The 26,240-nt window shown below is 74.3% G+C and carries 27 protein-coding genes; 4 read left to right on the top strand and 23 right to left on the bottom strand.

From position 1 onward, the window contains the following. Nucleotides 1-58: 58 nt before the first annotated feature. The 7 genes from E4P43_RS12595 to E4P43_RS12565 form a co-directional block, all read right to left on the bottom strand. Nucleotides 59-2,587, bottom strand: a complete 2,529-nt coding sequence (locus E4P43_RS12595; RefSeq protein WP_135145809.1) for an ATP-dependent Clp protease ATP-binding subunit — start codon at nucleotides 2,585-2,587, stop codon at nucleotides 59-61. Nucleotides 2,588-2,932: 345 nt separating this feature from the next. Further along, nucleotides 2,933-3,283, bottom strand: a complete 351-nt coding sequence (locus E4P43_RS12590) for an Lsr2 family protein (protein ID WP_135145808.1) — start codon at nucleotides 3,281-3,283, stop codon at nucleotides 2,933-2,935. Nucleotides 3,284-3,431: 148 nt separating this feature from the next. Then, a complete protein-coding gene (lysS, locus tag E4P43_RS12585; protein WP_135145839.1) occupies nucleotides 3,432-4,889 on the bottom strand; it encodes a lysine--tRNA ligase in 1,458 nt (485 codons plus the stop codon). Between the two features lie 82 nt (nucleotides 4,890-4,971). Further along, nucleotides 4,972-5,766, bottom strand: coding sequence for a type III pantothenate kinase (locus E4P43_RS12580; protein WP_135145807.1), 795 nt, complete (start codon nucleotides 5,764-5,766; stop codon nucleotides 4,972-4,974). Nucleotides 5,767-5,770: 4 nt separating this feature from the next. Next, entirely contained in the window at nucleotides 5,771-6,184 is a 414-nt protein-coding gene (panD, locus tag E4P43_RS12575) for an aspartate 1-decarboxylase (protein ID WP_280791000.1), read from the bottom strand. A gap of 8 nt (nucleotides 6,185-6,192) precedes the next feature. Continuing rightward, nucleotides 6,193-7,047: a pantoate--beta-alanine ligase gene (panC, locus tag E4P43_RS12570; RefSeq protein WP_135145805.1), complete on the bottom strand. Its 855-nt coding sequence runs from the start codon at nucleotides 7,045-7,047 to the stop codon at nucleotides 6,193-6,195. Beyond that, nucleotides 7,044-7,988, bottom strand: a complete 945-nt coding sequence (locus E4P43_RS12565) for a DUF2520 domain-containing protein (RefSeq protein WP_135145804.1) — start codon at nucleotides 7,986-7,988, stop codon at nucleotides 7,044-7,046. The genes panC and E4P43_RS12565 overlap by 4 nt, the downstream gene beginning before the upstream one ends. A gap of 275 nt (nucleotides 7,989-8,263) precedes the next feature. On the opposite strand from E4P43_RS12565, the gene E4P43_RS12560 reads away from it, so the two are divergent. After that, a complete protein-coding gene (locus E4P43_RS12560) occupies nucleotides 8,264-9,016 on the top strand; it encodes an SDR family oxidoreductase (RefSeq protein ID WP_135145803.1) in 753 nt (250 codons plus the stop codon). Here the strand turns inward: E4P43_RS12560 and E4P43_RS12555 are convergent. Then, nucleotides 9,013-10,521, bottom strand: coding sequence for a DUF6779 domain-containing protein (locus E4P43_RS12555; RefSeq protein WP_135145802.1), 1,509 nt, complete (start codon nucleotides 10,519-10,521; stop codon nucleotides 9,013-9,015). The two genes, E4P43_RS12560 and E4P43_RS12555, sit on opposite strands and share 4 nt — an antisense overlap. 86 nt (nucleotides 10,522-10,607) lie before the next feature. Here E4P43_RS12555 and E4P43_RS12550 point away from each other — a divergent pair, with 86 nt between their 5' ends. Then, nucleotides 10,608-11,216: a DUF1684 domain-containing protein gene (locus E4P43_RS12550; RefSeq protein WP_135145838.1), complete on the top strand. Its 609-nt coding sequence runs from the start codon at nucleotides 10,608-10,610 to the stop codon at nucleotides 11,214-11,216. 3 nt (nucleotides 11,217-11,219) lie between these two features. Here E4P43_RS12550 and E4P43_RS12545 read toward each other — a convergent pair whose 3' ends face one another. The 3 genes from E4P43_RS12545 to E4P43_RS12535 form a co-directional block, all read right to left on the bottom strand. Then, nucleotides 11,220-12,209, bottom strand: coding sequence for a glycine betaine ABC transporter substrate-binding protein (locus E4P43_RS12545; RefSeq protein ID WP_135145801.1), 990 nt, complete (start codon nucleotides 12,207-12,209; stop codon nucleotides 11,220-11,222). 126 nt (nucleotides 12,210-12,335) lie between these two features. Next, a complete protein-coding gene (locus E4P43_RS12540; RefSeq protein ID WP_135145800.1) occupies nucleotides 12,336-13,055 on the bottom strand; it encodes an ABC transporter permease in 720 nt (239 codons plus the stop codon). Next, nucleotides 13,052-13,744 (bottom strand): ABC transporter permease, encoded by a 693-nt coding sequence (locus tag E4P43_RS12535; RefSeq protein WP_135145799.1) that lies wholly within the window; start codon nucleotides 13,742-13,744, stop codon nucleotides 13,052-13,054. Before E4P43_RS12535 ends, E4P43_RS12540 begins: the two co-directional genes overlap by 4 nt. Before the next feature lie 26 nt (nucleotides 13,745-13,770). On the opposite strand from E4P43_RS12535, the gene E4P43_RS12530 reads away from it, so the two are divergent. Next, a complete protein-coding gene (locus E4P43_RS12530) occupies nucleotides 13,771-14,955 on the top strand; it encodes an ATP-binding cassette domain-containing protein (RefSeq protein ID WP_135145798.1) in 1,185 nt (394 codons plus the stop codon). Here E4P43_RS12530 and E4P43_RS12525 read toward each other — a convergent pair. The 12 genes from E4P43_RS12525 to dacB all read right to left on the bottom strand — a co-directional run bounded on the left by E4P43_RS12525 (nucleotide 14,952) and on the right by dacB (nucleotide 25,664). Beyond that, nucleotides 14,952-15,494 carry a dihydrofolate reductase family protein gene (locus E4P43_RS12525; RefSeq protein ID WP_245159104.1) on the bottom strand — a complete coding sequence of 181 codons (543 nt, stop codon included), beginning with the start codon at nucleotides 15,492-15,494 and terminating at the stop codon, nucleotides 14,952-14,954. The two genes, E4P43_RS12530 and E4P43_RS12525, sit on opposite strands and share 4 nt — an antisense overlap. Continuing rightward, nucleotides 15,488-16,414, bottom strand: coding sequence for a helix-turn-helix domain-containing protein (locus E4P43_RS12520; RefSeq protein ID WP_135145796.1), 927 nt, complete (start codon nucleotides 16,412-16,414; stop codon nucleotides 15,488-15,490). The genes E4P43_RS12525 and E4P43_RS12520 overlap by 7 nt, the downstream gene beginning before the upstream one ends. A gap of 48 nt (nucleotides 16,415-16,462) precedes the next feature. After that, a complete protein-coding gene (locus E4P43_RS12515; protein WP_135145795.1) occupies nucleotides 16,463-16,987 on the bottom strand; it encodes a DUF3180 domain-containing protein in 525 nt (174 codons plus the stop codon). Between the two features lie 7 nt (nucleotides 16,988-16,994). Continuing rightward, nucleotides 16,995-17,501, bottom strand: a complete 507-nt coding sequence (gene folK / locus E4P43_RS12510; RefSeq protein WP_135145794.1) for a 2-amino-4-hydroxy-6-hydroxymethyldihydropteridine diphosphokinase — start codon at nucleotides 17,499-17,501, stop codon at nucleotides 16,995-16,997. Next, the gene (gene folB, locus E4P43_RS12505; protein WP_135145793.1) at nucleotides 17,498-17,869 is read right to left on the bottom strand and encodes a dihydroneopterin aldolase; all 372 of its coding nucleotides are present in this window, start codon (nucleotides 17,867-17,869) and stop codon (nucleotides 17,498-17,500) included. Before folB ends, folK begins: the two co-directional genes overlap by 4 nt. Beyond that, nucleotides 17,853-18,701, bottom strand: a complete 849-nt coding sequence (gene folP, locus E4P43_RS12500) for a dihydropteroate synthase (protein WP_245159103.1) — start codon at nucleotides 18,699-18,701, stop codon at nucleotides 17,853-17,855. The genes folB and folP overlap by 17 nt, the downstream gene beginning before the upstream one ends. A gap of 5 nt (nucleotides 18,702-18,706) precedes the next feature. Continuing rightward, a complete protein-coding gene (gene folE / locus E4P43_RS12495; RefSeq protein ID WP_209313859.1) occupies nucleotides 18,707-19,315 on the bottom strand; it encodes a GTP cyclohydrolase I FolE in 609 nt (202 codons plus the stop codon). Between the two features lie 5 nt (nucleotides 19,316-19,320). Next, complete coding sequence (gene ftsH, locus E4P43_RS12490; protein ID WP_135145791.1) at nucleotides 19,321-21,300, bottom strand: ATP-dependent zinc metalloprotease FtsH; 1,980 nt, start codon at nucleotides 21,298-21,300, stop codon at nucleotides 19,321-19,323. A gap of 200 nt (nucleotides 21,301-21,500) precedes the next feature. After that, on the bottom strand, nucleotides 21,501-22,091 hold the full coding sequence (hpt, locus tag E4P43_RS12485) for a hypoxanthine phosphoribosyltransferase (RefSeq protein WP_135145790.1): 591 nt from the start codon (nucleotides 22,089-22,091) through the stop codon (nucleotides 21,501-21,503). After that, entirely contained in the window at nucleotides 22,088-23,104 is a 1,017-nt protein-coding gene (gene tilS, locus E4P43_RS12480) for a tRNA lysidine(34) synthetase TilS (RefSeq protein WP_135145789.1), read from the bottom strand. Before tilS ends, hpt begins: the two co-directional genes overlap by 4 nt. A gap of 7 nt (nucleotides 23,105-23,111) precedes the next feature. Next, the gene (locus tag E4P43_RS12475) at nucleotides 23,112-24,200 is read right to left on the bottom strand and encodes a zinc-dependent metalloprotease (protein ID WP_135145788.1); all 1,089 of its coding nucleotides are present in this window, start codon (nucleotides 24,198-24,200) and stop codon (nucleotides 23,112-23,114) included. 39 nt (nucleotides 24,201-24,239) lie between these two features. Beyond that, a complete protein-coding gene (gene dacB, locus E4P43_RS12470) occupies nucleotides 24,240-25,664 on the bottom strand; it encodes a D-alanyl-D-alanine carboxypeptidase/D-alanyl-D-alanine-endopeptidase (RefSeq protein WP_135145787.1) in 1,425 nt (474 codons plus the stop codon). Between the two features lie 56 nt (nucleotides 25,665-25,720). Here dacB and E4P43_RS12465 point away from each other — a divergent pair, with 56 nt between their 5' ends. Continuing rightward, on the top strand, nucleotides 25,721-26,215 hold the full coding sequence (locus tag E4P43_RS12465) for an inorganic diphosphatase (protein ID WP_167759169.1): 495 nt from the start codon (nucleotides 25,721-25,723) through the stop codon (nucleotides 26,213-26,215). Nucleotides 26,216-26,240 lie beyond the last annotated feature (25 nt).

Raw genomic sequence — 26,240 nt, 5'->3', positions numbered from 1 at the left:
CGGAGAGGGCCGCCCCCACCTCGCGGTGGGAGCGGCCCTCCTCGTCAGTGCCGGCGGGTCACTCCGCGGCGGACTTCCCGTCCTCGTCGCCGCCCGAGAGGGCGACCGGCGGGGTGTCGGGGAGGTCGACCGGCTTGGCCTCGCCGCGGAAGGTGAACTTCTGCGCGGCGCCCTCGGCGTCGTCGACGTCCACCACGATGATCTGGCCGCTGGCCAGCTCGCCGAAGAGGATCTTCTCCGACAGCGCGTCCTCGATCTCGCGCTGGATCGTGCGGCGCAGCGGCCGCGCACCCAGCACCGGGTCGAACCCGCGGGCGGCCAGCAGCTTCTTCGCCGCCGGCGTGACCTCGAGCGCCATGTCCTTGTTCCCGAGCTGCGTCTCGACGCGCGCCAGCATGAGGTCGACGATCCGGATGATCTCGTTCTCGGTCAGCTGGTGGAACACGACGATGTCGTCGATGCGGTTGAGGAACTCCGGCCGGAAGTGCTGCTTCAGCTCCTCGTGGACCTTCAGCTTCATCCGCTCGTAGTTGCTCTGGTCGTCGTTACCGGCCTGGAAACCGAGACCGACGGCCTTCGAGATGTCCCGCGTACCGAGGTTTGTCGTGAGGATCAGAATCGTGTTCTTGAAGTCCACGATCCGGCCCTGACCATCGGTGAGACGGCCGTCCTCGAGAACCTGCAGCAGCGTGTTGAACACATCTGCGTGCGCCTTCTCGATCTCGTCGAAGAGGACCACGGAGAACGGCTTCCGCCGCACCTTCTCGGTCAGCTGGCCACCCTCGTCGTAACCGACGTAACCGGGAGGGGCACCGACCAGGCGCGACACGGTGAACCGGTCGTGGAACTCACCCATGTCGATCTGGATGAGCGCGTCGTCCTCACCGAAGAGGAACTGCGCCAGGGCCTTCGCCAGCTCCGTCTTACCGACACCCGAGGGGCCGGCGAAGATGAAGGAACCACCCGGACGGCGCGGGTCCTTGAGGCCCGCACGCGTGCGCCGGATCGCCTGGCTGACGCTCTTGATGGCCTCTTCCTGGCCGATTATCCGCTTGTGGAGCTCGTCCTCCATGCGGAGCAGCCGGGAGGTCTCCTCCTCGGTGAGCTTGAAGACGGGGATGCCGGTCCAGTTGGCGAGGACCTCGGCGATCTGCTCCTCGTCCACCTCGGCGACGACGTCCATGTCGCCGGCCTTCCACTGCTTCTCGCGCTCGGCCTTCTCGCCCAGGAGCTGCTTCTCGGTGTCGCGCAGCGCCGCGGCCTTCTCGAAGTCCTGCGCGTCGATCGCCGACTCCTTCTCGCGGCGGACGCCGGCGATCTTGTCGTCGAACTCGCGCAGGTCCGGCGGGGCGGTCATCCGCTTGATCCGCATCCGGGCGCCGGCCTCGTCGATCAGGTCGATCGCCTTGTCCGGCAGGAAGCGGTCGGAGATGTACCGGTCGGCCAGCGTCGCGGCGGCCACGAGGGCGGCGTCGGTGATGCTGATCCGGTGGTGCGCCTCGTAGCGGTCGCGCAGGCCCTTCAGGATCTCCACGGTGTGGGCGAGGGTCGGCTCGCTGACCTGGATGGGCTGGAAGCGGCGCTCGAGCGCGGCGTCCTTCTCCAGGTGCTTGCGGTACTCGTCCAGCGTGGTGGCACCGATGGTCTGCAGCTCGCCGCGGGCGAGCATCGGCTTGAGGATGCTGGCCGCGTCGATCGCGCCCTCGGCGGCGCCCGCCCCGACGAGGGTGTGGATCTCGTCGATGAACAGGATGATGTCGCCGCGGGTGCGGATCTCCTTGAGGACCTTCTTCAGCCGCTCCTCGAAGTCACCGCGGTAGCGGGAGCCGGCGACGAGCGCGCCCAGGTCCAGCGTGTAGAGCTGCTTGTCCTTCAGCGTCTCGGGCACCTCGCCCTTGACAATGGCCTGCGCGAGGCCCTCGACGGCGGCGGTCTTGCCGACGCCGGGCTCGCCGATGAGGACCGGGTTGTTCTTGGTGCGCCGCGACAGCACCTGCATGACCCGCTCGATCTCCTTGGCCCGCCCGATGACCGGGTCGAGCTTCTGGTCGCGAGCGGCCTGGGTGAGGTTGCGGCCGAACTGGTCGAGGACCAGGGAGGTCGAGGGGGTGCCCTCGGCCGGGCCCCCGGCAGCGGCGGGCTCCTTGCCCTGGTAGCCCGACAGCAGCTGGATGACCTGCTGGCGGACGCGGTTGAGGTCGGCGCCGAGCTTCACGAGGACCTGGGCGGCGACGCCCTCGCCCTCGCGGATCAGGCCGAGCAGGATGTGCTCGGTGCCGATGTAGTTGTGGCCGAGCTGCAGCGCCTCGCGCAGCGACAGCTCGAGGACCTTCTTCGCCCGCGGGGTGAAGGGGATGTGGCCGGACGGCGCCTGCTGGCCCTGCCCGATGATCTCCTCGACCTGCTGGCGGACGCCCTCCAGCGAGATGCCGAGGGACTCCAGGGCCTTGGCGGCGACGCCCTCACCCTCGTGGATCAGGCCCAAGAGGATGTGCTCGGTGCCGATGTAGTTGTGGTTGAGCATCCGGGCCTCTTCTTGGGCCAGGACGACGACTCGACGGGCTCGGTCGGTGAACCGTTCGAACATCTGCTGCTTCTCCTCTGACCGGCTGGTCCGGCACTGCTCTCCCCGGAGATGGGGAGGAGCACCCGACGTCCGTCGGCGCGCGGGGGCACCGGTCTTTCCACTGTAGTCGCGGACCACGCCGTCCCGTCGCGGCGCGGCGGTGCGGTGGGTGGCTGCTCGTTCCAACCGTCCCTTTCCAGGCGCTGTTCCGCACCCGTTACGCCGTGAGCGGACGTCGGCGCGCCCCGGAGAAGCCGAAGGCCCGGCCCCCCTCGCGGGGAGCCGGGCTCGGTGAGTGGCTGGAACAGCCCCCTCGCAGGGTCCCGGCGCGAGCGGATCGGGCCGGGGGGCGAGCGGGTCCTTCGGTCAGTGCGCGGCTTCGTAGGCCTCGACGACGCTGGCCGGGATGCGGCCGCGGTCGCTCACGGCGTGGCCGTTCTTGCGGGCCCAGTCGCGGATCGCGCCGGCCTGCTCGCGGTCCATGCGACCACCGGTGGCGCGGGAGCGCCCACCGCCGGAGGCGCGGTTGCCGCTGCCGCGGCCGACCTTGCGCGCCGCCGAGACGTAGCGGGCGAGAGCGTCACGCATCTCCTTGGCGTTCTTCTCCGCCAGGTCGATCTCGTACGAGGTCCCGTCCAGCGAGAAGCTGACGGTCTCGTCGGCCGGGAGATTCTCGTCGAGGTCGTCGCTCAGGATGACCTGGACCTTGCGCGCCATTCGTTCCTCGCTTTATTCACAGCGGCCCGGGAGCCGATCGTTATTCCACACCCGACGGGTGTGAATCGATTAAAGCACAAGCCTCACTTTTACGAGACATTGCACCCGGGACGTTCTGCCCTTTTGTGGGGAAGCCAAGAGCGGCCGATCAGGAACTTATTGGTCTCACCAGCGGGAACAGGATCGTCTCGCGGATTCCGAGCCCGGTGAGGGTCATCATCAACCGGTCCATCCCCATACCGACTCCACCGGTCGGGGGCATTCCGTACTCGAGTGCCTCGAGGAAGTCCTCGTCGAGCACCATGGCCTCGGGGTCGCCGGCGGCGGCCAGCAGGGCCTGCTGGGTGAACCGCTCGCGCTGGACCACGGGGTCCACGAGCTCGGAGTAGCCCGTGCCCCGCTCGATGCCCCCGATGTAGAGGTCCCACTTCTCGGCCACGCCCGGCTCGGACCGGTGCGCGCGGGTCAGCGGGGAGGTGTCCACCGGGTAGTCCATGACGAACGTCGGCTCCTGCAGCGAGGGCTGCACCAGCGCCTCGAAGATCTCCTCGACCAGCTTGCCGTGGATCCAGGCCGGGTCGACGCCGACCTCGTGCCGCTCGGCGAGGGCGCGCAGCCGCTCGATCGGCGTCCGCGGGGTCACCGTCTCCCCCACCGCCTCGCTGACCAGGTCGAACAGCTTCACCTGCCGCCACTCCCCGGACAGGTCGACCTCGGTGCCGTCGTGGTGGCGCGCGACGTGGTCGCCGAAGAGCGCGGCGCAGCTCTCCTGGACCAGCTCGCGGGTGATGCGGGCGACGTCCTGGTAGTCGGTGTAGGCCGCGTAGAACTCGAGCATCGCGAACTCCGGGGAGTGCGAGCTGTCGGCACCCTCGTTGCGGAAGTTCCGGTTGATCTCGAACACCCGGTCCAGGCCGCCGACGATGCAGCGCTTGAGGAACAGCTCGGGGGCGATCCGCAGGTAGAGGTCGAGGTCGAAGGCGTTCATGTGCGTGCGGAACGGCCGGGCGGCCGCGCCCCCGTGCACCGTCTGCAGCATCGGCGTCTCGACCTCGATGAAGTCCCGCCGGCCCAGGCCGGCGCGCAGCGTCGACATCACGGTGGCCCGCTGGCGCACGGTGCGCCGCGCCTCGTCGCGGACGATGAGGTCGACGTAGCGGCGGCGCACCCGCAGCTCCTCGCTCATCGGCTTGTGCGCGACCGGCAGCGGGCGCAGCGCCTTGGCGGTCAGCTGCCAGGAGTCGGCGAAGACGGAGAGCTCGCCGCGGCGCGACGTCCCGACCTCGCCCTCGACGAACACGTGGTCGCCGAGGTCGACGTCGGACTTCCACGCCGCCAGAGCGTCCTCGCCGACGCGGTCGCGGGAGAGCATGACCTGCAGCTCGGCGTCCCCCTCGCGCAGCGTCGCGAAGGCCAGCTTGCCGGTGTTCCGGGAGAAGATGACCCGGCCGGTGACCCCGACGCGCTCGCCGGTCATGGTGTCCGGCTCCAGCTCGGGGTGCGCGGCGCGGACGTCGGACAGCGACGTCGTCCGCGGCACCGACACCGGGTAGGGGTCGGCGCCGGACTCGCGCAGCCGGTCGAGCTTCGAGCGGCGCACCCGCATCTGCTCGGGCAGCTCCTCGCCGCCGTTGTCCTCGCCGGGGCCGTTCGGTCCTTCGCTCACGGGAGGAAAGCGTACGGGCGGGTCAGCGGGCGGCTTGCGCCCGATGCCGCTGGAAGGCCAGCCGCAGCCCGTGGACGGTCAGGTCCGGCTCCCGCTCCCCGATCGAGGCGCAGCTGTCGACCACCACCGGGGCGAGCCCACCGGTGGCGACGACGACCGGCGCGGAGCCGAACTGGGCGACCAGCTCGGCGGCGATCCGGGTGACCAGACCGTCGACCAGGCCGGCGAAGCCGAGCACCAGCCCCGACTGCAGCGCGGCCACGGTGTTCTTGCCGATCGCCTGCGGCGGGCAGGACAGCTCCACCGAGCGCAGCTGCGCCGCCCGGCTGGCCAGCGCGTCCAGGCTGACCTCGACGCCCGGGGCGAGCGCGCCGCCCAGGAACTGCCCGTCCGGGCCGACGGCGTCGACGTTGGTGGACGTGCCGAAGTCGACGACGACGACCGGGCGTCCCCGGCCGTCGCGGGTGCGGCCGAACAGCTCGTGCGCGGCGAGCGCGGTGACGACGCGGTCGGCGCCGACCTCCCGCGGGTTGTCCACGTGCAGCGGGACGCCGGTGCGTACCCCCGGCCCGATCAGCACCACCGGGACCTCGAGGGAGCCCAGCAGCTGGCGCAGCGAGGGCAGCAGCGCCGGCACGGTGGAGCAGGCCGCGACGCCGGTGACCTCGGTGTCGCGCAGCAGGCCGCGCCACACCATGCGCAGCTCGTCGGAGGTCGCGCGGGCGGCCGTGGTCACCCGCCAGGAGCCGACCCGCCGGTCCCCGTCGAAGGTGGCCAGGACGGTCTGGCTGTTGCCGACGTCGACGGTCAGCAGCACCGGGTCACCGGACGGGGACGCCGAGGTCGCTGCGCTGCTGGTCGGGGGCGCCCGGCACCGGGGCCGAGGGGTCCCTCCCCAGCTCGACGACCCGGTTGGCGCCGTCGACGTGCACGACCTTGGGGATGTAGCTCTTGGCCTCGGTCTCGTCCATCACGCCGTAGCTGATCAGGATGACCATGTCGCCGGGGTGCACCAGGTGCGCGGCGGCACCGTTGATCCCGATGACGCCGGTGCCGCGCTCACCGGGGATGACGTAGGTCTCCAGGCGGGCGCCGTTGGTGATGTCGACGATCGCGACCTGCTCGCCGGGGATCAGGTCGGCGGCGTCGAGGAGGTCCTCGTCGACGGTCACCGAGCCCACGTAGTGCAGGTCGGCCTGCGTCACGGTGGCGCGGTGGATCTTGGACTTGAGCATCGTGCGCATCATCGGGGGGCTCCCAGCTGGACTGCGGTGTTGTCGAGGAGGCGGGTGCTGCCGGCGCGCACGGCGACGAGCAGGCGGGCGGGACCGGCGGCGGGCGGCGGCCCCAGGTCGGTATCGGTGAGTTCGAGGTAGTCCTGAACCAGCTCCGGGTGCTCGGCGAGCACGGTCCGGGCGGCCGAGAGGACGGCGTCGGCGCCCTGCGCTCCCGCAGCGGCACCGGCGCGCAGCGCGGCGGAGACGGCGGCGGCGGTGGCCCGCTGCCCCGGCGAGAGGTAGCGGTTGCGGCTGGACAGCGCCATGCCGTCGCCCTCGCGGACGGTCGGCACGCCGACGACCTCGACGCCCAGCGCCAGCTCGCGGGCCATGGCCCGGACCAGCGTGAGCTGCTGGTAGTCCTTCTCGCCGAAGAACGCCACGTCGGGGCGCACCAGGCCGAGGAGCTTGGCGACGACGGTGAGCACGCCGGCGAAGTGGCCGGGCCGCACCTCGCCCTCGAGCACCGAGCCCAGCGGGCCGGGGTGGACGGTCACGCCCAGCGCGCCGGACGGGTAGACCTCGTCGACCGGCGGGTGGAAGACGACGTCGGCGCCCTCCTCGGCCAGCGCCTGCAGGTCGGCGTCCCAGGTGCGCGGGTAGCGGTCGAAGTCCTCCCCCGGGCCGAACTGGGTCGGGTTCACGAAGACCGAGACGACGACGCTGCCGGCCCGCTCGCGGGCGGCGCGGACCAGCGTCCGGTGCCCCTCGTGCAGCGCGCCCATGGTCGGCACCAGGGCCACCGGTCCGGGGAGCGCGGCGACCAGCCGGCGCAGCTCGGCGACCGACTCGGCGACGGCGGGGCGGGTGGTGGTGCTCATCGCGAGTCCGCCGGCTGGGTGGGCGAGCCGTCGAGCAGGTCCAGCAGCGGGGCGCCCTCGTGCCGCTTGAGGCGGCCGGCGGCCAGCGCCCGCTCGGTGGTGCGGCGGGCCATCGCCACGTAGGCCGCGACCGCGTCGGGGGCGCGCTCGGCCAGGGTGTCGAGGTGGTGGCCGACGGTGCCGACGTCGCCGCGGCTGACCGGCCCGGTGAGCCCGCGGTCGCCGCGGCGCAGGCCGTTGTCGAGCGCGGCGGTGAGCAGCGGGGCCAGCACCCGCGCCGGCTCGTCGACGCCGGCGGTGCGGAGCAGGTCCGCGGCCTCGGCCACGAGCGTGACCAGGTGGTTGGCGCCGGTCACCAGCGCCGCGTGGTAGAGCCCGCGGTCGGCCTCGGCGACGAAGAACGGCTCGCCGCCCATCTCCAGCACCAGGGTCTCGGCGACCGGGCGGTGCTCGGGGCGGCTGGTGACGCCGAACGGTGCGCCGTCGAGGCGGTCGGCGTCCTCGGGGGCGCCGGAGAAGGTCATGGCCGGGTGGAGGGCCAGGGCGAGCACGCCGGCCGCCGTCGCGGGGGCGAGCACGGCCAGCCCGTGCGCGCCGGAGGTGTGGAACGCCAGCTGGCCGGCGCGCCAGGCGCCGGTCTCGGCGAGTCCGGAGACCAGGCCGGGCAGCGTGTCGTCGGGCACGGCGAGGACGACCAGGTCGGAGGCGGCGACGACGGCGTCGGCCGGGACGAGGGGGACGCCGGGCAGCAGCCGGGCGGCGCGCTCGGCGGAGGCGGCAGAGAGACCCGAGGCGGCGACCACGTCGTGGCCGGCGGCGGCGAGAGCGGCACCGAGGACGGCGCCGACGCGGCCGGCGCCGATGACCCCCACGCGCAGGCGCGCGGGTGCGTCGGGGGCCGGGGCGAGCCCGGCGGCACGGTTCCTACGGGCAGCAGGCATCGGTGCACCTCTCGTTCCAGTCCCTGGCGGGTACCGGACGTCGGTCGCGGCCGGGTGGCCGCGAGTGGGTCGTGCGGGTCGTGCGGGGAGACGGCGCCCGCTGCAACCGGATGTGTCACGCGGGCGACGTGCCGATGGCGAGTGTGTGACCGCTTCGGGCGGCCCGCAACGGCGCAGCCCTGTGTCCTACCTCACCCAGGGGACGTGCACCCGCGGGCCGGCGCGGTCGGCGGCCGCCCTACCGTGACCCCCGGCACACCGACGAAGGAGGCAGCGTGCGCACGTTCGAGGGACGCACCGCCCTGGTGACCGGCGGCAGCCGGGGTATCGGGCTGGGGATCGCGAGGAGCCTGGTCGACCGGGGCGCGCGGGTGGTCCTGACCGCCCGCAAGCCCGACGCGCTGGCCGAGGCGGTCGGGTCGCTGGGCGGCCCGGAGGTCGCGGTGGCCGTCGCCGGCAATGCCGGCGACCCGGCGCACCGGGCCGAGGCCGTGCGCACCGCGGTGGAGACCTTCGGCAGCCTGGACGTGCTCGTCGGCAACGTCGGGATCAACCCGGCGTACGGGCCGCTCATGGACCTCGAGCTGGACGCCTTCCGCAAGATCCTCGACACCAACGTGGTGTCGGCGCTCGGCCTCGTGCAGGAGGCGTGGCGGGCCTGGATGTCCGAGCACGGCGGCTCGGTGCTGTTCGTCGCGTCGGTGGCCGGCCTGCGCTCGTCGCAGGAGATCGGGGCCTACGGCGTGAGCAAGGCGGCGCTGATCAACCTCACCACCCAGCTCGCCGTCGAGCTGGCGCCGAAGGTGCGGGTGAACGCGGTGGCGCCGGCGGTCGTGAAGACCCGGTTCGCGGGGGCGCTCTTCGAGGGGCGCGAGGCCGAGGTGGCCCAGGCCTACCCGATGGCCCGGCTCGGGACGCCCGAGGACATCGGCGAGGCGGCGGCCTACCTGCTCGGCGAGGGCGCCGGCTGGGTCACCGGCCAGACGCTGGTGGTCGACGGCGGAGGGCTGTCGCGAGGACCTCGCTAGTCGCGGCCGAGCACCCGGGCCAGGACGTCGTCGGACTCGCCGTCCTCGCGGTAGCGGCGGCGCCGCCGCCCACCCGAGGGCGGCGTGCCGCCGTTCTCGGCGAGGATCCGCGCCAGGCTGTCGGAGGTGTCCGGCGCGGCCGGCGGTGACCACGCCGGGGCCGCGGTCGGCCGCTCGGTCGTGGGCGCCTGCTCCGGGGCGGGCGACCACGCGGGCGGCTCGTCGGTGCGCCGGCGACGCGGGGCGGCCTCGTCGGCCGGCGGGGCCGGGGGCGGCTCCAGCAGGGGGCGGGCGACGGACCACTCCACGGGCAGCTGCGGCCGCTCGGCAGGGGCCGGCGGCATGGCCGACGACGGCGTCACCACGGGCGAGACCACCGTGGGCGGTGCGGCCGGCCCGGCGGCCGGCAACCGGGAGCCCAGGTAGGGGTCGGACTCGTGCGCGGCCGCCCGCGCGTGCCGGTCGAACGCCGGCGGGACGCCGGGCTCCGGCGGCTGCGGACGGGCCGGCTCCGCGGTGTAGCGGGCGTCGGAGAGGTAGCTCGGCAGCGGCTCGTAGGCGGGGGCCGGCTCGTAGGGGGCGGCCGCCGGGGGCGCGGGGACCACGGTCGGCGGCGCCGACGCGGCCTGCCACGGCGGGGTGACGGCGGGGAACGAGGTCGTCGGGGGCGCGGGCGGGGGAACCGGGGACGGCGCCCACGACGCCGTGCCGCGCACCTGCTCGAACTGCTGGGTCCGCGGCTGCTCGTCGAGCCGGATCGCCGGCCAGCCCCCGGTCAGCTCGCGCGGCGGGGTGTCGTCGCTCCAGCCGGCCCCTTCCAGCGTGCGGGCGGGGCCGTCGAGCCGGGGCGCCTCACCGGGCAGCCGGCTGGCCTGGGTGCGCATCACGATCCGCTCCACCAGCATCTCGCTGGACAGCTGCTCGGCCAGCTCCGCACGCAGCCGGCCCATGTCGTCCCGGAGGGCACCGATCTGCCCCAGCTCGCCGCGCAGGGAGGTCAGCGCGGCGACGTCGTCGCGGAGGGCGGCCACCCGGGCGACCTCGTCGCGCAGCCCGCTGAGCGCGGCCAGGTCCGCGCGCATCGCCGAGACGCGGGCGACCTCGTCGCGCAGGCCGGACAGCGAGGCGATCTCCTGGCGCAGCGCGTCGAGCTCGTCGCGCATCGCGTCCTCGGTCTCGCGGCGGAGCTCGTTCTCGAGCTCCAGCTCGTACTCCCGGCGGGCGGCGACCTCGCGGTCCAGCTCCAGCTCGTAGGCCCGGCGGAGGTCGGCCTCGCGCGCCGCGGCCCGGACGCGGTCGGCCCCGCAGCGGCCGGCGGCGAAGGTGGCCAGGACGAACGCCCACGCCACCGCCACGACGGCGAGGCGGAGCAGCTGCGGGTTCTCGGTCAGGAAGACGACGAGGGTCGCCGCGCCGGCGAGCAGGAAACCGCCGGCCTGCATGAGCGTGCGGCGGTCGGTGAGGACGGGTCCGCGGGCGACGTCGTCGTCCTCGCGGCGGGGCATGGGTCCAGCGTAGCGACGAGCGGCGTTCACGGGCAGCATCCGGCTCCGTGCCCACAGTGGCGGGCGCGGCGTGCAAGGCTGCCCGGGTGAGCCTCCCGCTGCTGGACTGGCGCCGACGCGTCGCCGCGCTGCACGCCGCCGTCCGGGCGACCGCGGACCCCGAGGAGGGCTGGCGGCGGTGGCGGGCCGGGCGTGACGAGCTCTTCGCCGGCCACCCGCAGTCCCCGCTGGACGGCGCCGCCCGCGCCGGGTTCACCGGGCTCCCCGTGGCCCCCTACGACCCGGCGCTGCGCTTCGAGCCGCTGGTCGGGCCCGCCGAGCCGCTGCGGCTGGAGGTCCCCACCGCGGCCGACGGCGTGGTGCCGCTGGACCGCATCGGCGCCGTGGACCTGCCCGGGGTCGGCAGGCTCGACGTCTGGTGGGTGGCCCTGTACGGCGGCGGGGTGTTCCTGCCGCTGCGCGACGGCACCGCGGGCGGCAGCACGTACGGCGGGGGGCGCTACCTGCTCGACACCGTCAAGGGCGCCGACCTCGGCGGGGACGGGGGCCGGCTGGTCGTCGACCTCAACTTCGCCTACCACCCGTCCTGCGCCTACGACCCGCGCTGGTCCTGCCCGCTGGCGCCGGAGGGCAACCGGGTCGCGACGCCGGTGGCCGCCGGGGAGCAGCTGCCCCCCGGCGGCTGGTACCGCTAGGCCCTACCCGGCCGCGAGCGCGGGGTCGGTGGAGAGCACCAGGCCGAGCGAGACGACGCCCTGCTTCAGCGCCTCGTTCGTGGGAGCGCCGAGGTCGAGGTCCTCGACGCTCGCGAACGTCAGCCCATAGGTCTTCTCCAGCCCCGGCTGGCAGAACGGCCGGGTCGGGCACTCCGAGACCGCCCCGAGGACCAGCGAACCGTCGCCGCAGGCCTCGGCCAGCTCCGACAGGGTGGTGACCCCGCCGAGCTGGTCGGAGAGCTCCTGGGTGATCGCGAAGGCGTTCTGGTCGGCGGCCTCGGCGGGCTCGCCGAAGACCAGCTGGTTCTCCGCGGCGAGGCCGGTGAGCGCCTCGACGGTGGCGTCCAGGTCGCTGCTGGCCACCGCCGTCTGGTCGTCGCCCTCCAGGAACTCGGTCACCGTGCCCACGTACTCGGGGAACACCTGGATCTCGTTGCGCTGGAGCGCCGGCAGGTAGGCCTCGCGGTTGCCGACCGACTGCACGGTCGCCTGGTAGCCGGCCGCGGCGAGGACGCGCGCGTAGACGTGGGCCAGCACCTGGCTCTCGGTGAAGTTGGCGCCACCGACCCGCACCTCGCCGCTGCCCCCGGAGACGCCCTCGCCCAGGCCCTGCTCCTCCACGTACTCGCGGGCGACCTCCTCGGCGCCGCGGCGCTGGTTGTCCACCTGGTCGTTGAGCTCCACCAGGTCGTCGGTGGTGAGCACCGCCGAGACCGTGTTCAGGGTCGTGACCAGGTTCGGGTCGGCCGCGGCGGCCTCCTGCGACACCGCGGGGATGACGTTGTCGACGGTCTGCAGGTTCTTGTCGTCCTCGAGCCGGACGAGCTGGTCACCGGCGACGGGGGCGCACGCGTCGCCGGAGGCCTCGGTGCCACCCCCGCCGCTGCTCCCGGAGGACCCGGACTCCCCGCACGCGGCCGTCCCGAGGACGGCGAGGAGGGCGAGCGGGGTGATGAGGGCACGCGTGCGCATGGCTCCGCCTTCTGTGTCCCGTGGCCCCGTGTTGGACCACGCGTGTCTGGCGGGAGCAGCTCCCGCAGCCCCATCCAAGTGGTCCCTGCCCTGCGAGGGCAAGTCGGTCGTGCGCGACCGATCCGCTCAGGTGGGCGGCAGCGCCGCGACCTGCGCGCGCCGCGGCCGCAGCGACGGGAGCAGCCGCCGGGGTGGCCCCGGGGTGACCGCCCGGGACACCGCGGCCAGCACCAGCTCGGTCAGCAGCGCCAGCGCCGCGACCAGCAGCGCGCCGGCGACGACGATCCCGTAGTCCTGGCGGCCGAAGCCCGAGCGGATGACCGCACCGAGCGTCCCGCCGCCGAGCAGCGCGGCCAGCGTGGCGGTGGCGACCACCTGGACCGCCGCCGTCCGGATCCCGGTCATCACCAGGGGCAGCGCCAGCGGCAGCTCGACCCGCCACGCCACCTGCCGGCCGGTCATCCCCATGGCCCGCGCGGCCTCCACGACGTCGCGGTCGACCTCCCGGAAGCCCACGTAGGTGTTGGCCAGCACCGGGGGGATCGCGAACACCGCGAGCGCGATGACCGGCGCCCAGATCGTGAAGCCCAGCGGCGTGACGGCGAAGATCGTGAGGATGGCGAGGGTCGGCACCGCCCGGGAGACGTTCGACAGCCCCAGGAGGAAGCCGCCGGACCGCCCGCGGTGGCCGAGCCAGACCGCCGGCGGGAGCGCCACGACCAGGGCGATGCCCATCGCCAGCGCGGAGATCCGCAGGTGCTGGCCGGCCAGCTCCAGGATGCCCCGGGGGCGGGTCCAGTTGAGCGGGTCGTTGAGCCAGACGACGGCGTCCGCCAGCGCGCTCATGCCCGCGCCCAGGGGGTCAGCAGCCGCTCGACCAGGCCCAGCAGCTGGTCGGCGACGAGCGCGAGCAGCACGCAGGCGAGCGTCCCGAACACGATCGGCGGCCGGTAGTAGTTCGCCCCGAACCCGTTGACGATGATCAGCTGGCCCAGCCCGCCCTGGCCGACGATGACGCCGACGGTGACCAGCGCGACCGTGGAGACGGTGGCGATGCGCAGCCCGGTCATCACCGCCGGCAGCGCGAGGGGGAGCTCCACCCGCAGCAGCAGCCGCCGGCGGCCGTAGCCCATCCCCCGCGCCGCCTCGAGCACCTCCGCCGGCACCGCCTGCAGCCCGGCGAGGAAGTTCCGCACGAGGACGACCAGGGAGTACAGGACCAGGCCGATGGCGACCGTGGTCTCCGACAGGCCGGTGAACGGGGCGACGAAGGCGAACATGGCCAGCGACGGGATCGTGTAGAGGAACGTCGAGAAGCCCAGCACGCCCGCGGCCAGCCCCCGGCTGCGGCGGGCGAGCAGCGCCAGCGGGAAGGCGATCGCCGCACCGATCAGGACCGAGACGAGCGTCAGCCTGACGTGCTGGCCCGCCAGCGGCAGAATGGTCGACCAGTTGTCCGCCACCCAGGAGAGGTCGAACCACGGGTTCGGTGCCGCGTCCGCGGCCAGCGCCGTCCCCGCTTCCGCGCTCAGCACCGGATGCCTGTCAGGAAGGCCACCTCGTGGACGCTACTGCTCACCCCGCCCCACCGGCAGCTTCGACGGCCGAGGAGATCCGGCTGGAGGGCGTCAGCAAGACCTACCCGGACGGGACGGTCGGGGTCGCCGAGCTGGACCTGACGTTCGCCGCCGGGGAGATCAGCGTCCTCGTCGGCCCGTCGGGCTGCGGCAAGACGACCACCATGAAGATGATCAACCGGCTGGTCGAGCCCTCCACCGGGCGGATCCTGCTCGGCGGGGAGGACGTCACGCGGGTCGACGCGGAGCGGCTGCGCCGTCGCATCGGCTACGTCATCCAGAACGTCGGGCTGTTCCCGCACCAGTCCGTGCGGGCCAACGTCGGCACGGTGCCCGGGCTGCTCGGCTGGGACCGCGCCCGCACCCGGGCCCGGGTCGACGAGCTGCTCGAGCTGGTCGGGCTGGACCCGGCGGTGCACGGCGACCGCTACCCCGGCCAGCTCTCCGGCGGCCAGCGGCAGCGCGCCGGCGTCGCCCGGGCGCTGGCGGCCGACCCGCCGGTGCTGCTCATGGACGAGCCGTTCTCCGCCGTCGACCCGGTGGTGCGCGAGCGCCTGCAGTCGGAGTTCCTGCGGCTGCAGGAGACGGTGCGCAAGACCATCGTCTTCGTGACGCACGACATCGAGGAGGCGGTGCGCATCGGCGACCGGATCGCGGTGATGAGCACCGGCGGGAACGTGGAGCAGTTCGCGACGCCCGCCGAGCTCCTCGGCCGGCCGGCGAACGACTTCGTGGCCGACTTCGTCGGCGCCGACCGGGGGCTCAAGCGGCTGGCGGTCACCGGCATCGACACCGCCGACCTGGAGCACCCGCCCGTCGTGCGCGTCGACGACGGGCTCACCGAGGCGCGGGCGGCCATGGTCCGCGCCGGTGCGCGGTGGGCGGTGGTCCTCGACGACCGGCAGGCGCTGCACGGGTGGCTGTCGGTGGAGCGCGCGTCCGGCAGCGGCACGGTGCGGGACGCCTGCCGGCGGATGGAGGCCTGGGTGCCGGTGGGCGCGTCCCTGAAGACGGCCTTCGCGCAGATGCTGCAGCTGGAGGCGGGGTGGGTCGCGGTCCTCGACGGCGAGCGGTTCCTCGGGGTGCTGACCCCGGAGTCGCTGCACGCCGCGCTCCGGCGCTCGGTGGAGGGGGCGGTGCCCGAGACCGCCGGGGCGGCGCGCTCCTAGGCGCGGTCCTCCAGCAGGGGGCCGGCCACCCGGTACCGGGCGCAGACGAAGGCACCGTTCACCGCCGACCCGACCAGCTCGAGGTCCAGCCGCCGCGGCAGCAGCGGCCGCCCGGCCCCCAGCGTCACCGGGGCCACCGAGACGACGACCTCGTCGAGCAGCCCGGCCTCGGCGAACTGCCCGGCGAGGTCTCCCCCACCGACCAGCCAGAGGTCCTTGCCCCCGGCGGCCGCGGTCATCTCCTCGTGCACCGCGCGCACGTCCCCGGAGGCGAACCGGATGTCCGCGCCCTCGACCGGCGCGAGGTCGCGGGAGGTCATGACCCACGTCGGCATCGCGTAGGGCCAGGCGTCCCCCTCGTGGGCCAGCACCCACTCGTAGGTGGTCGAGCCCATGACGACGGCCCCGATGCCGGCCATGAACTCGTCGAACCCGAAGGGGCCGCTCGCGTCGTGCTGCTGGCGCAGCAGCCAGTCGAGGGAGTCGTCCGGGTCGGCGATGAAGCCGTCGAGGGTGGTGGCGGTGTGGTAGGTCAGCACGGGGTTCCTCCCGGGGTCTCGCCGCGGCGCGCGCGGAGCCATTCGATGGGGTCGCCGGTGCCGACGTCCTGCCCGGCGGTGCGGAGCAGGTGCCGGACCAGCTGACGGCGGTGGGCGGAGAAGGTCAGCACGTGCGCGACGACGCTGCTGAGCACGAAGCTCTCCGGCGGCTCGCACAGCGCGTCGACCAGCCGGTCGTCCCAGCCACCCCGGCGGTCGATGTCGCGGACCGTCGCCAGCCAGCGCGGTGCCACGGCGTCGTGCCGCTCCAGCAGCCGGGCGGCGTCCGGGTCGTCGTCGTGCCCGGGGGTGTCGCGGCCCTCGATCGAGGCCAGCCAGACCTCCAAGGTGAAGACCAGGTGCTCCAGCACCGCCTGGACCGACTCCTCGGGGCCGTCCCACGGCAGGACCACGAGCCCGGGCAGGCGCACGGCCCGGAGCTCCTCGGCGGTCAGCCCCTTCGCCACCTCGACGAGGTGGCGGGCGTCGTCGAGGTCGTGCGCGACCAGCTGCTCGGTCAGCGGGTCCATGACCCGTTCGGTGCTGTGCACCCACAGCGAGGTGGGCGGGTGGAAGTGGATGCCGTTCGGCGCCGGCAGCCAGTGCCCGGACGTGGCGTCCACGGTGCTGGGCGCCCGGCCGTAGGCACGGCTGAAGGCGCGGCTGAACCCCTCGACGGACTCGTAGCCCGCGGCCCAGGCGACGTCGGTGACGCTGCTCCCCTGCCGCAGCTGCCAGGCGGCGCGCTCGAGCATCACCCGCCGGCGCATCGCGACGGGCGACTCCCCCGCGTCCCGGGTGAGCACCCGCGAGAAGTGGAACGGCGAGGCGTAGGCGTCGTCGGCCATGTCGGTGAGGGTGCGGTTGTCCTCGTCGAGCACCGCGTCGAGGAGCTCGCGCAGACGGTCCCGTCCGGTCATGGGGTCAGTCTGGGTCCCCGCGGTCGCCCGCGGCCCGACCGATCTTGCTCACCTCGGGGCGGACGGCTCCGCACCGGCGGGACCGCTGTCGGTCGGCGGCACTCGGCAGGCGCCCTCGAGCCACAGGGCCGCGACGACCAGCGCCGCGGAGCACGCCACGCCGACCACGCCGACGACCGTGTCGCCGCCCGCCGCCGCGAGACGGCCGACCGCCGGCGCGGCGTGCAGCAGCACGCCGCCCCAGATCCCGGCGACCACGGCGCCGGCGTAGGCGCTCGCCTGGGCCAGCACGGCCAGCCGGGCCACCACCATCGGCTCGACGGGCCGCAGGAGGGCGGCGCGGCCGTCGGCCGCCGTGGGACCGCGCCCGGCACGGGCCTCCCGCTGGGCGGCCAGCCGGGACCGCAGGGTGCGGGCACCCAGGGCCTCGGCCAGGGCGAGGACCGCCAGCGGCACCGGCTGCCACCAGCGCAGGGCGGGCAGCTCGCCGTACAGCGCCCGCACCATCAGCCAGGAGGCGACGGCGAGGCCGGCGGCCAGCACCAGCAGGTCGCGACGACGGATCGGGGTCACGGCCGGCTCAGTGGAGGTGGTCCCAGCGCTGCACCGCCGCGACCTCGGCGGGGTCGAGCGCGGCCACCAGCTCGGCGACCCGGCCGTGCCCGGGGAGGACGGCGGTCGGCTCGACGACGTCCCACGGGACGAGCACGAACGCGCGCTCGTGGGCCCGCGGGTGCGGCAGCGTCAGCTCCGGGTCGTCGGAGACCACCGGCTGGCCGTCGTCCCCGGTCACGGCGACGACGTCCACGTCGAGGGTGCGCGCCCCCCAGCGGACCTCGCGGGTGCGGCCGGCCGCCTGCTCCAGCTCGCGGGCGCGCTCCAGCCACCCGCGCGCGTCGCGGTCCCCGCGCACGACGGCGATGGCGTTCAGGTACGGCGGCTGCTCGACCGGCCCCCACGGCGGCGTCTCGTAGAGGGTGGACCGGGCGACCAGCACGCCGTCGTCCTTGAGCGCGGTGAGCACCGCCCGCAGCGTCGCGGCGCGGTCCCCGAGGTTGGCGCCCAGCGACAGGACCGCCCGGGTCACCGGCGCTGCCTGCGGATGCTGACGGCGACGTCGTCGAAGGGGACGCCGAGCTCGGCCTCCGGCTTGTGCACCGTGATCTCCACGGCGTCCACCAGCGGGTCGGCGAGGCAGACGTCGGCCAGCCGCTGGGCGAGAGTCTCCAGCAGGTTCACCGGCTCCCCCGCCAGCACGTGCTGCAGCTTCTGGGCCAGCTCGGCGTAGTTGACGGTCCGTGCGAGGTCGTCGCCGGCGGCGGCCGCGGAGGTGTCCAGCTCGAGCACGGCGTCGACGAGGAACAGCTGGCCGCGCTCGCGCTCGAAGGCGTAGACGCCGTGGTGGGCGTGCGCCCGGATGCCGCGGACGGTGATCCGGTCAGGGGTGCTGGCCACGGCCGGCTCCTCTCGCCGCGCGGACGGCGGCCACGGTGCGGACGGCGTCCACCGAGGCGGCGGCGTCGTGGACGCGCACGCCCCACGCACCGGCCTCCGCGGCGAGCACCGTGGTGGCCAGCGTGGCGGCGTCGCGCTGCTCGGCCGGGCGGGGTGCGCCGTCGGGGCCCGGCAGCAGCCGGCCGAGGAAGGTCTTGCGGGAGGCGCCGACGAGCACCGGCAGCCCCAGCCCGATCAGCCGGTCCAGCCCGGCCAGCAGCGCCCAGTTGTGCTCGGCGCGCTTGGCGAAGCCTAGGCCGGGGTCCAGCACGAGCTGCTCGGGCCGCACGCCGGCGGCGACGACGTCCTCCACGCGGGCCATCAGCTCCGCGCACACCTCGGTGACGACGTCGCCGTACTGCGCCGCGGCGTACATCTCGCGGCTGTGCCCGCGCCAGTGCATGAGCACCCAGGGGACGCCGGCCTCGGCGACGAACTCGGCCATGTTCTTGTCGGCCAGCCCGCCGCTGACGTCGTTGACCAGCTGCGCCCCGGCGGCCAGCGCGGCCTCGGCGACCTCCGCGCGGGTGGTGTCGACGCTGACGCGCACCCCGGCAGCGGCGAGCTCCCGGACCACCGGGACGACGCGGCCGCACTCCTCCTCGGCGTCCACGCGGTCGGCGCCGGGGCGGGTGGACTCCCCGCCGACGTCGACGTAGTCGGCACCGGCGGCGTGCATGGCCAGCCCGTGCGCGATGGCGGTCCCCGGCTCGGCGAAGCAGCCGCCGTCGGAGAACGAGTCGGGGGTGACGTTCAGGACGCCCATGACCACGCACCGGTCGGGGCGCGGCACGGCGGTCACCTGCCCAGCACCAGGCTCATGGCCTCGCTGCGTGTCGCCGCGTTCTCCCGGAAGATCCCCCGCACGGCCGAGGTGACCGTGGAGGAGCCGGGCTTGCGGATGCCCCGCATGGCCATGCACAGGTGCTCGGCCTGGATGACGACGAGCACGCCGCGCGGCTTGAGCGCGTCGTTGAGCGCGTCGGCGATCTGCCGGGTCATGCGCTCCTGCACCTGGGGCCGGCGGGCATAGACCTCGACGAGCCGGGCCAGCTTCGACAGCCCGGTGACCCGCCCGTCGCTGCCCGGGATGTAGGCCACGTGCGCCACGCCGTGGAACGGCACGAGGTGGTGCTCGCAGGTCGAGTACATCGGGATGTCCTTGACCAGCACCAGCTCGTCGTGGTCCTCGTCGAACGTCGTCGCGAGGATGTCGAACGGGTCCTGCCACAGGCCGGCGAAGGTCTCCGCGTAGGCGCGGGCGACCCGGGCCGGGGTGTCCTGCAGCCCGGGCCGGTCGGGGTCCTCCCCCACCGCGATGAGCAGCTCGCGGACCGCCGCGGCGGCCCGCTCCTGGTCCACGCCGGCAGCCGGCGTCAGGAGCAGGTCCTCCGGCTCCGCCGGCATCTCGCTCATCGCTGCGCGGGGGCCCCGACGTCGCCGACCGGGGTGGTCTCGTGCGGCGCCGAACCGTTCTGCGCCGCGCGCTCGGACGGGGTGAGCACCGGCGGCTGGTCCGACGGCGTGCGCTTGCCGAAGCCGTTGTACGGGGCCAGCGACGGACGCTTGGTGACCGGCGCGCAGATGCGGGCCATGTCGTCCTTGGAGAGGGTCTCCTTCTCCATCAGCTCCAGCACCAGCTGGTCGAGCACCTCGCGGTGCTCCACCAGGATCTCCCAGGCCTCGTCGTGCGCGGCCTCGATCAGGGCCCGGATCTCGCCGTCGATGTCCGCGGCGACGGCCTCGGAGTAGTCGGGGCGCGAGCCCATGTCCCGGCCGAGGAACGGCTCGGAGTCGCTGCTGCCGTACTTGACCGCGCCCAGCTTGGCGCTCATGCCGTACTGGGTGACCATCGCCCGGGCCATCGCGGTGGCCTTCTCGATGTCGTTGCCCGCACCGGTCGTCGGCTCGTGGAAGACCAGCTCCTCGGCCGCCCGGCCACCCAGCGCGTACGCCAGGGTGTCGATCATCTCCGAGCGGGTCTGGGTGTACTTGTCCTCGGTCGGCAGCACGAGCGTGTGCCCGAGCGAGCGGCCGCGCGGCAGGATCGTCACCTTGTGCACCGGGTCCAGGTTGGGCAGTGCGTGCGCCACCAGGGCGTGGCCGCCCTCGTGGTAGGCGGTGACCTTCTTCTCCTTCTCGCTCATCGCCCGCGTCTTGCGCTCGGGGCCGGCGATGACGCGATCGATCGCCTCCTCGAGGGTGTCGTCGGTGATGAGCGAGCCGTTGTTGCGCGCGGTGAGCAGCGCGGCCTCGTTGAGCACGTTGGCCAGGTCGGCGCCGGTGAAGCCCGGGGTGCGGCGGGCGACGGTCTCGATGTCGACGTCGGGCGCGAGCGGCTTGCCCTTGGCGTGCACCGAGAGGATCGCCTTGCGGCCCTCGAGGTCGGGCCGGTCGACGGCGATCTGCCGGTCGAAGCGGCCGGGGCGCAGCAGCGCGGGGTCGAGGATGTCGGGCCGGTTGGTGGCCGCGATCAGGATGACCCCGCCCTTGACGTCGAAGCCGTCCATCTCGACCAGCATCTGGTTGAGGGTCTGCTCGCGCTCGTCGTGCCCGCCGCCCATGCCGGCGCCGCGGTGCCGGCCGACGGCGTCGATCTCGTCGATGAAGATGATCGCCGGGGCGTTGGTCTTGGCCTGCTCGAAGAGGTCGCGGACCCGGCTGGCGCCGACACCGACGAACATCTCGACGAAGTCCGAGCCGGAGATCGAGTAGAACGGCACGCCGGCCTCGCCGGCCACCGCGCGGGCGAGCAGCGTCTTGCCGGTCCCGGGCGGGCCGAAGAGCAGCACGCCCTTGGGGATCTTGGCGCCGACGGCCTGGAACTTGACCGGGTTCTGCAGGAAGTCCTTGATCTCGTGCAGCTCCTCGACGGCCTCGTCGGCGCCCGCGACGTCGGCGAAGGTCGTCTTCGGGGTGTCCTTGGTGACCTGCTTGGCCTTGGACTTGCCGAACTGCATGACGCCGCGGCCGCCGCCCTGCATGGAGTTGAACAGCCAGAAGAGCAGCAGCAGGAGGATCAGGAAGGGCAGGAAGCTGACCAGCAGGCTGACCAGGAGGCTGTCCTGGGTGACGTTGGTGTCGAAGCCCTCGGAGCCGTCCTCCTGCTCGCGCAGCAGGTCGACCAGCTCACCCTCGAACGCCACCGGGTAGGAGGCGGTCACCTCGGTGCTGCCCTCGACCTCCTCGGCGAGCTCGAGGTCGAGCGTCTGCTCCCGGGTGTTGAGCGTCGCGGACTCGACGTTGCCGCGCTCGATCTGCTCGATGGCGGTCGAGGTCGAGATCTCCTTGTAGCCACCGCTGTTGCCGACGATCGTGGAGACCGTCAGAGCCAGCAGGATGACCAGGACGATCCAGAACCAGACGGAGCGGAAGATCTTCTTGCGTTCCATACACCGATGCCGGGCGCCGGCGTGCCGGCCTGCCCGTCGACCCTCCCGATCGTCCCCAGGACGCAGCCGGCGGCCCGGGTGGGGACCCCGGCGCTCGGTGCAGCGTCGTCACGATCGACGGTACACCGGGGACCCTGTGGATCCCCTGGGTGCGAGCCGGGAAGCCCCCCGCATCCCTCAGGCGGAGGACGCCCCGGCGCTCAGCTGGAGTAGACCTCGGGCTTGAGCGTCCCGATGTAGGGCAGGTCCCGGTAGCGCTCGGCGTAGTCCAGGCCGTAGCCGACGACGAACTCGTTGGGGATGTCGAAGCCGACGTACTTCACCGGCACCTCGACCTTCACCGCGTCGGGCTTGCGCAGCAGCGCGCACACCTCGAGCGAGGCCGGCGCCCGGCCGCCGAGGTTCTTCAGCAGCCAGGACAGCGTCAGCCCGGAGTCGATGATGTCCTCGAGCACCAGCACGTGCTTGTCGGTGATGTCGCGGTCGAGGTCCTTGAGGATCCGCACGACGCCGGAGGAGCTGGTGGAGGAGCCGTAGGAGGAGACCGCCATGAACTCCATCTGCGTCGGCAGCTGGAGCGCACGGGCGAAGTCGCTCATGAACAGCACGGCGCCCTTGAGCACACCGACGAGGAGGACCTCCTTGCCCGCGTAGTCGGCCGCGATGCGGGCCGCGAGCTCGCCGATCTTGGCCTGGATCTGCTCCTCGCTGAGCAGCACGTGGTCGATGTCCGGGCCGTAGCCGTGGTCGGGACCGAGGGCCCCGGGGGTGCTGGCGGGCTCCGTCGTCACGGAAGGGGCTCCTCGAGGGGTGCGGGTCCGGGAACAGCGCGCCGGAGGTCCGGCGGCAGCACCACCAGAGTGCCAGACGCCCGGACGACGCCTGCGCCGCCGGGTAGGTCGATGCGGCCCTGCCCCCGCCACCCCGTGACCAGCGCCTCCACCGCCCGCAGGTGCACCGCCTGGAGGTCGGGCACCCCGGCGGCGCGCAGCCAGCCCCGCAGCACACGGCGGCGCAGCGCGGCCGGCAGCGGCTCCAGCGGCCGCGCGGGCAGGCTGCCGTCGCCCGCCTCGGCCGCCAGCCGGGCGAGCTCCGCGGCGGCCAGCCCGTCCAGGGCGTCGAGGTCCTCGCGCAGCAGGTCCGCCGTCCGGGCCAGGGCCGGCGCGACGCCACCACCGAGCACCTCCTCCAGCAGGGGCAGCACCTCGGTGCGCAGCCGGACGCGGGTGTAGGCGGGGTCGTCGTTCCAGGGGTCGTCCCACACCGGGAGGCCCTGGGCGGCGCAGGCCTGCCGGGTGGTGGCCCGCCGGACGCCGAGCAGTGGCCGCCAGAACGGCGGCCGGTCCGGCACCATCCCGGCGACCGAGCGCGGGCCCGAGCCGCGGCCCAGGCCCAGCAGCACCGTCTCGGCCTGGTCGTCGAGGGTGTGGCCGAGCGCGACGCGGGCGTCGTGGCCGGCCGCCGCGGTGGCCAGCGCCGCGTACCGGGCCTCGCGGGCGGCGCCCTCCGGGCCGCCGGCCTCCCCCACCTGCACGGTGAGCACCAGCACGGGGTCCAGGCCGAGCCCGGCGAGGAGGCCCGCGGTCTCCTGCGCCCTGCGGTCCGACCCGGGCTGCAGCCCGTGGTCGACGGTCACGCCGCCCACCCGCACGCCGGCGTCGCGCGCCTCGAAGGCGAGGGCCGCGGCGAGCGCCACGGAGTCCGCTCCCCCGCTGCAGGCGGCGAGGACCGGCCGGTCGGAGGCGCGCAGCCCGGCCCGGACCGCGTGCCGCAGGACCGCGACCGCCCGGGGTGGCCCGCTCACGCGGCGGTCAGGCGGGGATGGCCGGGCGGCCCAGCACCCGCTCGACCCAGCGCTCCGGAGCGGTGAGCTCGTCGATCCGCGGCAGGTTCTGCGGGCCGTCCCAGACGCGGTTGAAGCCGTCCATGCCGGCGAGCTCCACGACCCCGCCGACGAAGACCCGCCCCTCGGCGTACTGCTTCATCTTCTGCTCGAGGCCGAGTAGCCGGCGCAGCACCCGGTCCAGCGGGCCGCGGCCCTTGCGGCGCTGGGCGAACCGCTTGCGCAGGGTGCGCACCGACGGCACGACGTCCGGCCCGACGCCGTCCATCACGTACTCGGCGTGCCCCTCGACCAGGCTCATCACCGCGGTGACCCGGTCGAGCACCTCGCGCTGGCGCGGGTCGTTCACCAGGGCCATCAGCCCTTCGGGCCCGCCACCGGGCTCGGTGCCGCGCACGGCGTCCCCGACGCTGCGCAGCACCTCCTGCAGGCGGGCGCGCAGCGCCTCGGGCGCCAGGTCGGTGGCGGCGACGAACTCGGCGATCTGGGACTCCACGTAGCCGTGCAGCCAGGGGACGGCGGTGAACTGCAGCTGGTGGGTGACCTCGTGCAGGCAGACCCACAGCCGGAAGTCCGACGGGTCCAGGCCCAGCTTGCGCTCGGTGGCCACGATGTTCGGCGCGACCAGCATCAGCCGGCCGCCGGTGCCGAAGATCTCGTACTGGCCGAGCACGCGGCTGGAGAGGAACGCCAGCAGCCCGCCCGCCTGCAGGCCGGTGGCCCGCGAGCCGATGGCGGTGGCCAGCGCGCCCGGGCGGCTCTCCTGCTGCTCGGCCAGCTTCTCGACCAGCGGGTCCAGCAGCGCCGCCATGCCGCGGGCGTTGGCGTCGGCCCAGCCGGGGCGGTCGACGACGACGACCTCGGGGACGGCCCCGCCGGGGACCGGGCGCAGCCCGGTGAGGGCCTCCACGTGGGCGACCGCGGTCGCGGCGGCCTCGTGCAGCTCGCGGACGACGGCGGCGGCCTCGTCCCGGGTGGTCTGCGGGCCCGAGCTGACCAGCCGCCGGGCGGTGCGTCCGGCCAGGGCCCAGTCGACCATCGAGGTGGGGCTGCTCATCGCCTCACCGTACCCGCGCCGGAGCGCCTCCCCCGCCGGTCAGCAGCCGCAGGCGGCCAGCTCGGAGGCGAAGTCGTCGAGCACGCCCTCGGCCGCGGCCTCGCTGCCGGTGCTCTTGTCGGCGATCACCGCGAAGGCCAGTAGCCGGCCCTCGGCGGTCACGGCGGTGCCGGCGAGCGCGTGCACGCCGAGCAGGGTGCCGGTCTTGGCCCGCACGGTCCCGGGAGCGGTCGCGGGGTCGGCGTCGCCCCGGTCGGCCAGCGTGCCGTCGTAGCCGGCGACCGGCAGGCCCGCGAGCAGGCCCGCGGCGTCGCCCAGGCTGCCGTCGGCCGCGCCGGCGACCAGCTCGGCCAGGACCTCGGCGGTGAGCTGGTTCCCGCGGGACAGCCCGCTGCCGTCGGCCAGCGTCACGTCGCCGACGGCGACCCCAGCCTCCTCCAGCGCGTCGGTGACCGCCTGCGCCGCGCCCTCGAACGAGGCGGGCTGGTTGCGGGCGATGGCCACCTGCCGGGCCAGGGCCTCGGCGAGCAGGTTGTCCGACAGCGAGAGGGCCTGCTCCACGAGCCGGGCGACCGGCGCCGACCGCACGGTGCCCAGCGTCTTGGCACCGGCCGGGGCCTGGCCCAGGACGACGGTGGCGCCCGGGGCGCCGAGCGCGTCGGCGAGCGCGGCGCCGGCGTCCAGGCCGGGCTGGCCGCTGCGCGCGGTGGCACCCGGGCTGACCCGGGCGCCGTCGACGGCGGTGGCGGTGACCGGCGCGGCGTAGCTGGACGGGGCGTCGCCCGGCCCCCAGCCGGCCGCGGTGAGCGGGCCGGTGTAGAGCGAGCTGTCGACGACGACCCGGGTCACCGCGGTGCCGGCGGGCAGCGCCCCGACGACCTGGGTGGCCAGGTCCTCGACGGTGGGCGCCCCCGGGTAGGTGCGGGAGGGGGTGGTCCGCGAGAGCGTCACGTCGCCCCCGCCGACGAGCACGACCTCGCCGGGAGCCGTACCGCTGACCACGGTCGTCGGGAAGGTGTCCGACGGGTCGAGCGTCGTGAGGGCGGCGACGGCGGTGAGCAGCTTGGCGGTGGACGCCGGCGTCACGGGGGCGTCGGCCTGCTGGTCGAAGAGCACCTCGCCGGTGGCGACGTCGATGACCTGGGCGCTCGCCCCCGCGCCGAGCGCGGAGCCGGTGACCAGGGGCGTGAGGCGGGTGGTGAGGACGTCGGGGTCCGGGACCGGGGCCTCGGCACCGAGGGCGGCGAGGACCGGCTCGACGTCTCCCAGCTCGGGCAGCCGGGCGTCGGGGACGGGGGCCGCGTCGGTGCCCGGGGAGTCCTCGCCGCGCATGAAGACGCCGAGCCCGACACCGCCTCCGACGAGCAGCAGGACCAGCGCGATGACGGCCATCGTCATGCGCCGGCGGAACCGCCCGTAGTTCGCGGTGATGACCGTCGATCCACCCGACGAAATGCTCTCCACCCCCCAGAGGGGGGCCTGCGCCCACCTGATCGGCCCCCGTGAGCCACACTACGTTCGTGCAGTTCGACGTGACGGTAGAAATCCCGAAGGGCCAGCGGAACAAGTACGAGCTGGACCATGAGACCGGACGCATCCGCTTGGACCGGATGCTGTTCACCTCCACCCGCTATCCGGCGGACTACGGATACATCGAGAACACCCTCGGCCAGGACGGCGACCCGCTCGACGCCCTGGTGATCCTCGAGGAGCCGACGTTCCCGGGGTGCCTGGTCACCTGCCGGGCCATCGGCATGTTCCGCATGACCGACGAGGCCGGTGGCGACGACAAGGTCCTCTGCGTTCCGGCGACGGACCCGCGGGTGGCCCACCTCAAGGAGATCCACGACGTGTCGGAGTTCGACCGTCTGGAGATCCAGCACTTCTTCGAGACCTACAAGGACCTCGAGCCGGGCAAGTCGGTCGAGGGTGCCGAGTGGGTCGGTCGCGCGGAGGCCGAGGCCGAGATCGAGGCCTCCATCCAGCGCGCGAAGGACAACTCCACGCACCACTGACCCGCACCCCGGTCCTCCGGTCCCG

The organism is Blastococcus sp. TF02A-35, assembly GCF_004571075.1.
GTDB lineage: Bacteria > Actinomycetota > Actinomycetes > Mycobacteriales > Geodermatophilaceae > Blastococcus.
The sequence above is the reverse complement of the archived record's forward strand: the minus strand, read 5'-3'. Positions and strand labels throughout refer to the sequence as shown.

Excerpts from the sequence above, each read along its gene's own strand:
- E4P43_RS12595 (WP_135145809.1), bottom strand. The coding sequence starts at position 2,587 with ATGTTCGAACGGTTCACCGACCGAGCCCGTCGAGTCGTCGTCCTGGCC.
- E4P43_RS12590 (WP_135145808.1), bottom strand. The coding sequence starts at position 3,283 with ATGGCGCGCAAGGTCCAGGTCATCCTGAGCGACGACCTCGACGAGAAT.
- E4P43_RS12565 (WP_135145804.1), bottom strand. The coding sequence starts at position 7,988 with ATGCCTGCTGCCCGTAGGAACCGTGCCGCCGGGCTCGCCCCGGCCCCC.
- panC (WP_135145805.1), bottom strand. The coding sequence starts at position 7,047 with ATGAGCACCACCACCCGCCCCGCCGTCGCCGAGTCGGTCGCCGAGCTG.
- E4P43_RS12475 (WP_135145788.1), bottom strand. The coding sequence starts at position 24,200 with ATGAGCAGCCCCACCTCGATGGTCGACTGGGCCCTGGCCGGACGCACC.
- panD (WP_280791000.1), bottom strand. The coding sequence starts at position 6,184 with ATGCTCAAGTCCAAGATCCACCGCGCCACCGTGACGCAGGCCGACCTG.
- ftsH (WP_135145791.1), bottom strand. The coding sequence starts at position 21,300 with ATGGAACGCAAGAAGATCTTCCGCTCCGTCTGGTTCTGGATCGTCCTG.
- E4P43_RS12545 (WP_135145801.1), bottom strand. The coding sequence starts at position 12,209 with ATGCGCACGCGTGCCCTCATCACCCCGCTCGCCCTCCTCGCCGTCCTC.
- lysS (WP_135145839.1), bottom strand. The coding sequence starts at position 4,889 with ATGCGGGTGCGCCGCTCGAAGCTCGACCGGCTGCGCGAGTCCGGCGCC.
- E4P43_RS12540 (WP_135145800.1), bottom strand. The coding sequence starts at position 13,055 with ATGAGCGCGCTGGCGGACGCCGTCGTCTGGCTCAACGACCCGCTCAAC.
- folE (WP_209313859.1), bottom strand. The coding sequence starts at position 19,315 with ATGCCGGCGGAGCCGGAGGACCTGCTCCTGACGCCGGCTGCCGGCGTG.
- E4P43_RS12555 (WP_135145802.1), bottom strand. The coding sequence starts at position 10,521 with ATGCCCCGCCGCGAGGACGACGACGTCGCCCGCGGACCCGTCCTCACC.
- E4P43_RS12520 (WP_135145796.1), bottom strand. The coding sequence starts at position 16,414 with ATGACCGGACGGGACCGTCTGCGCGAGCTCCTCGACGCGGTGCTCGAC.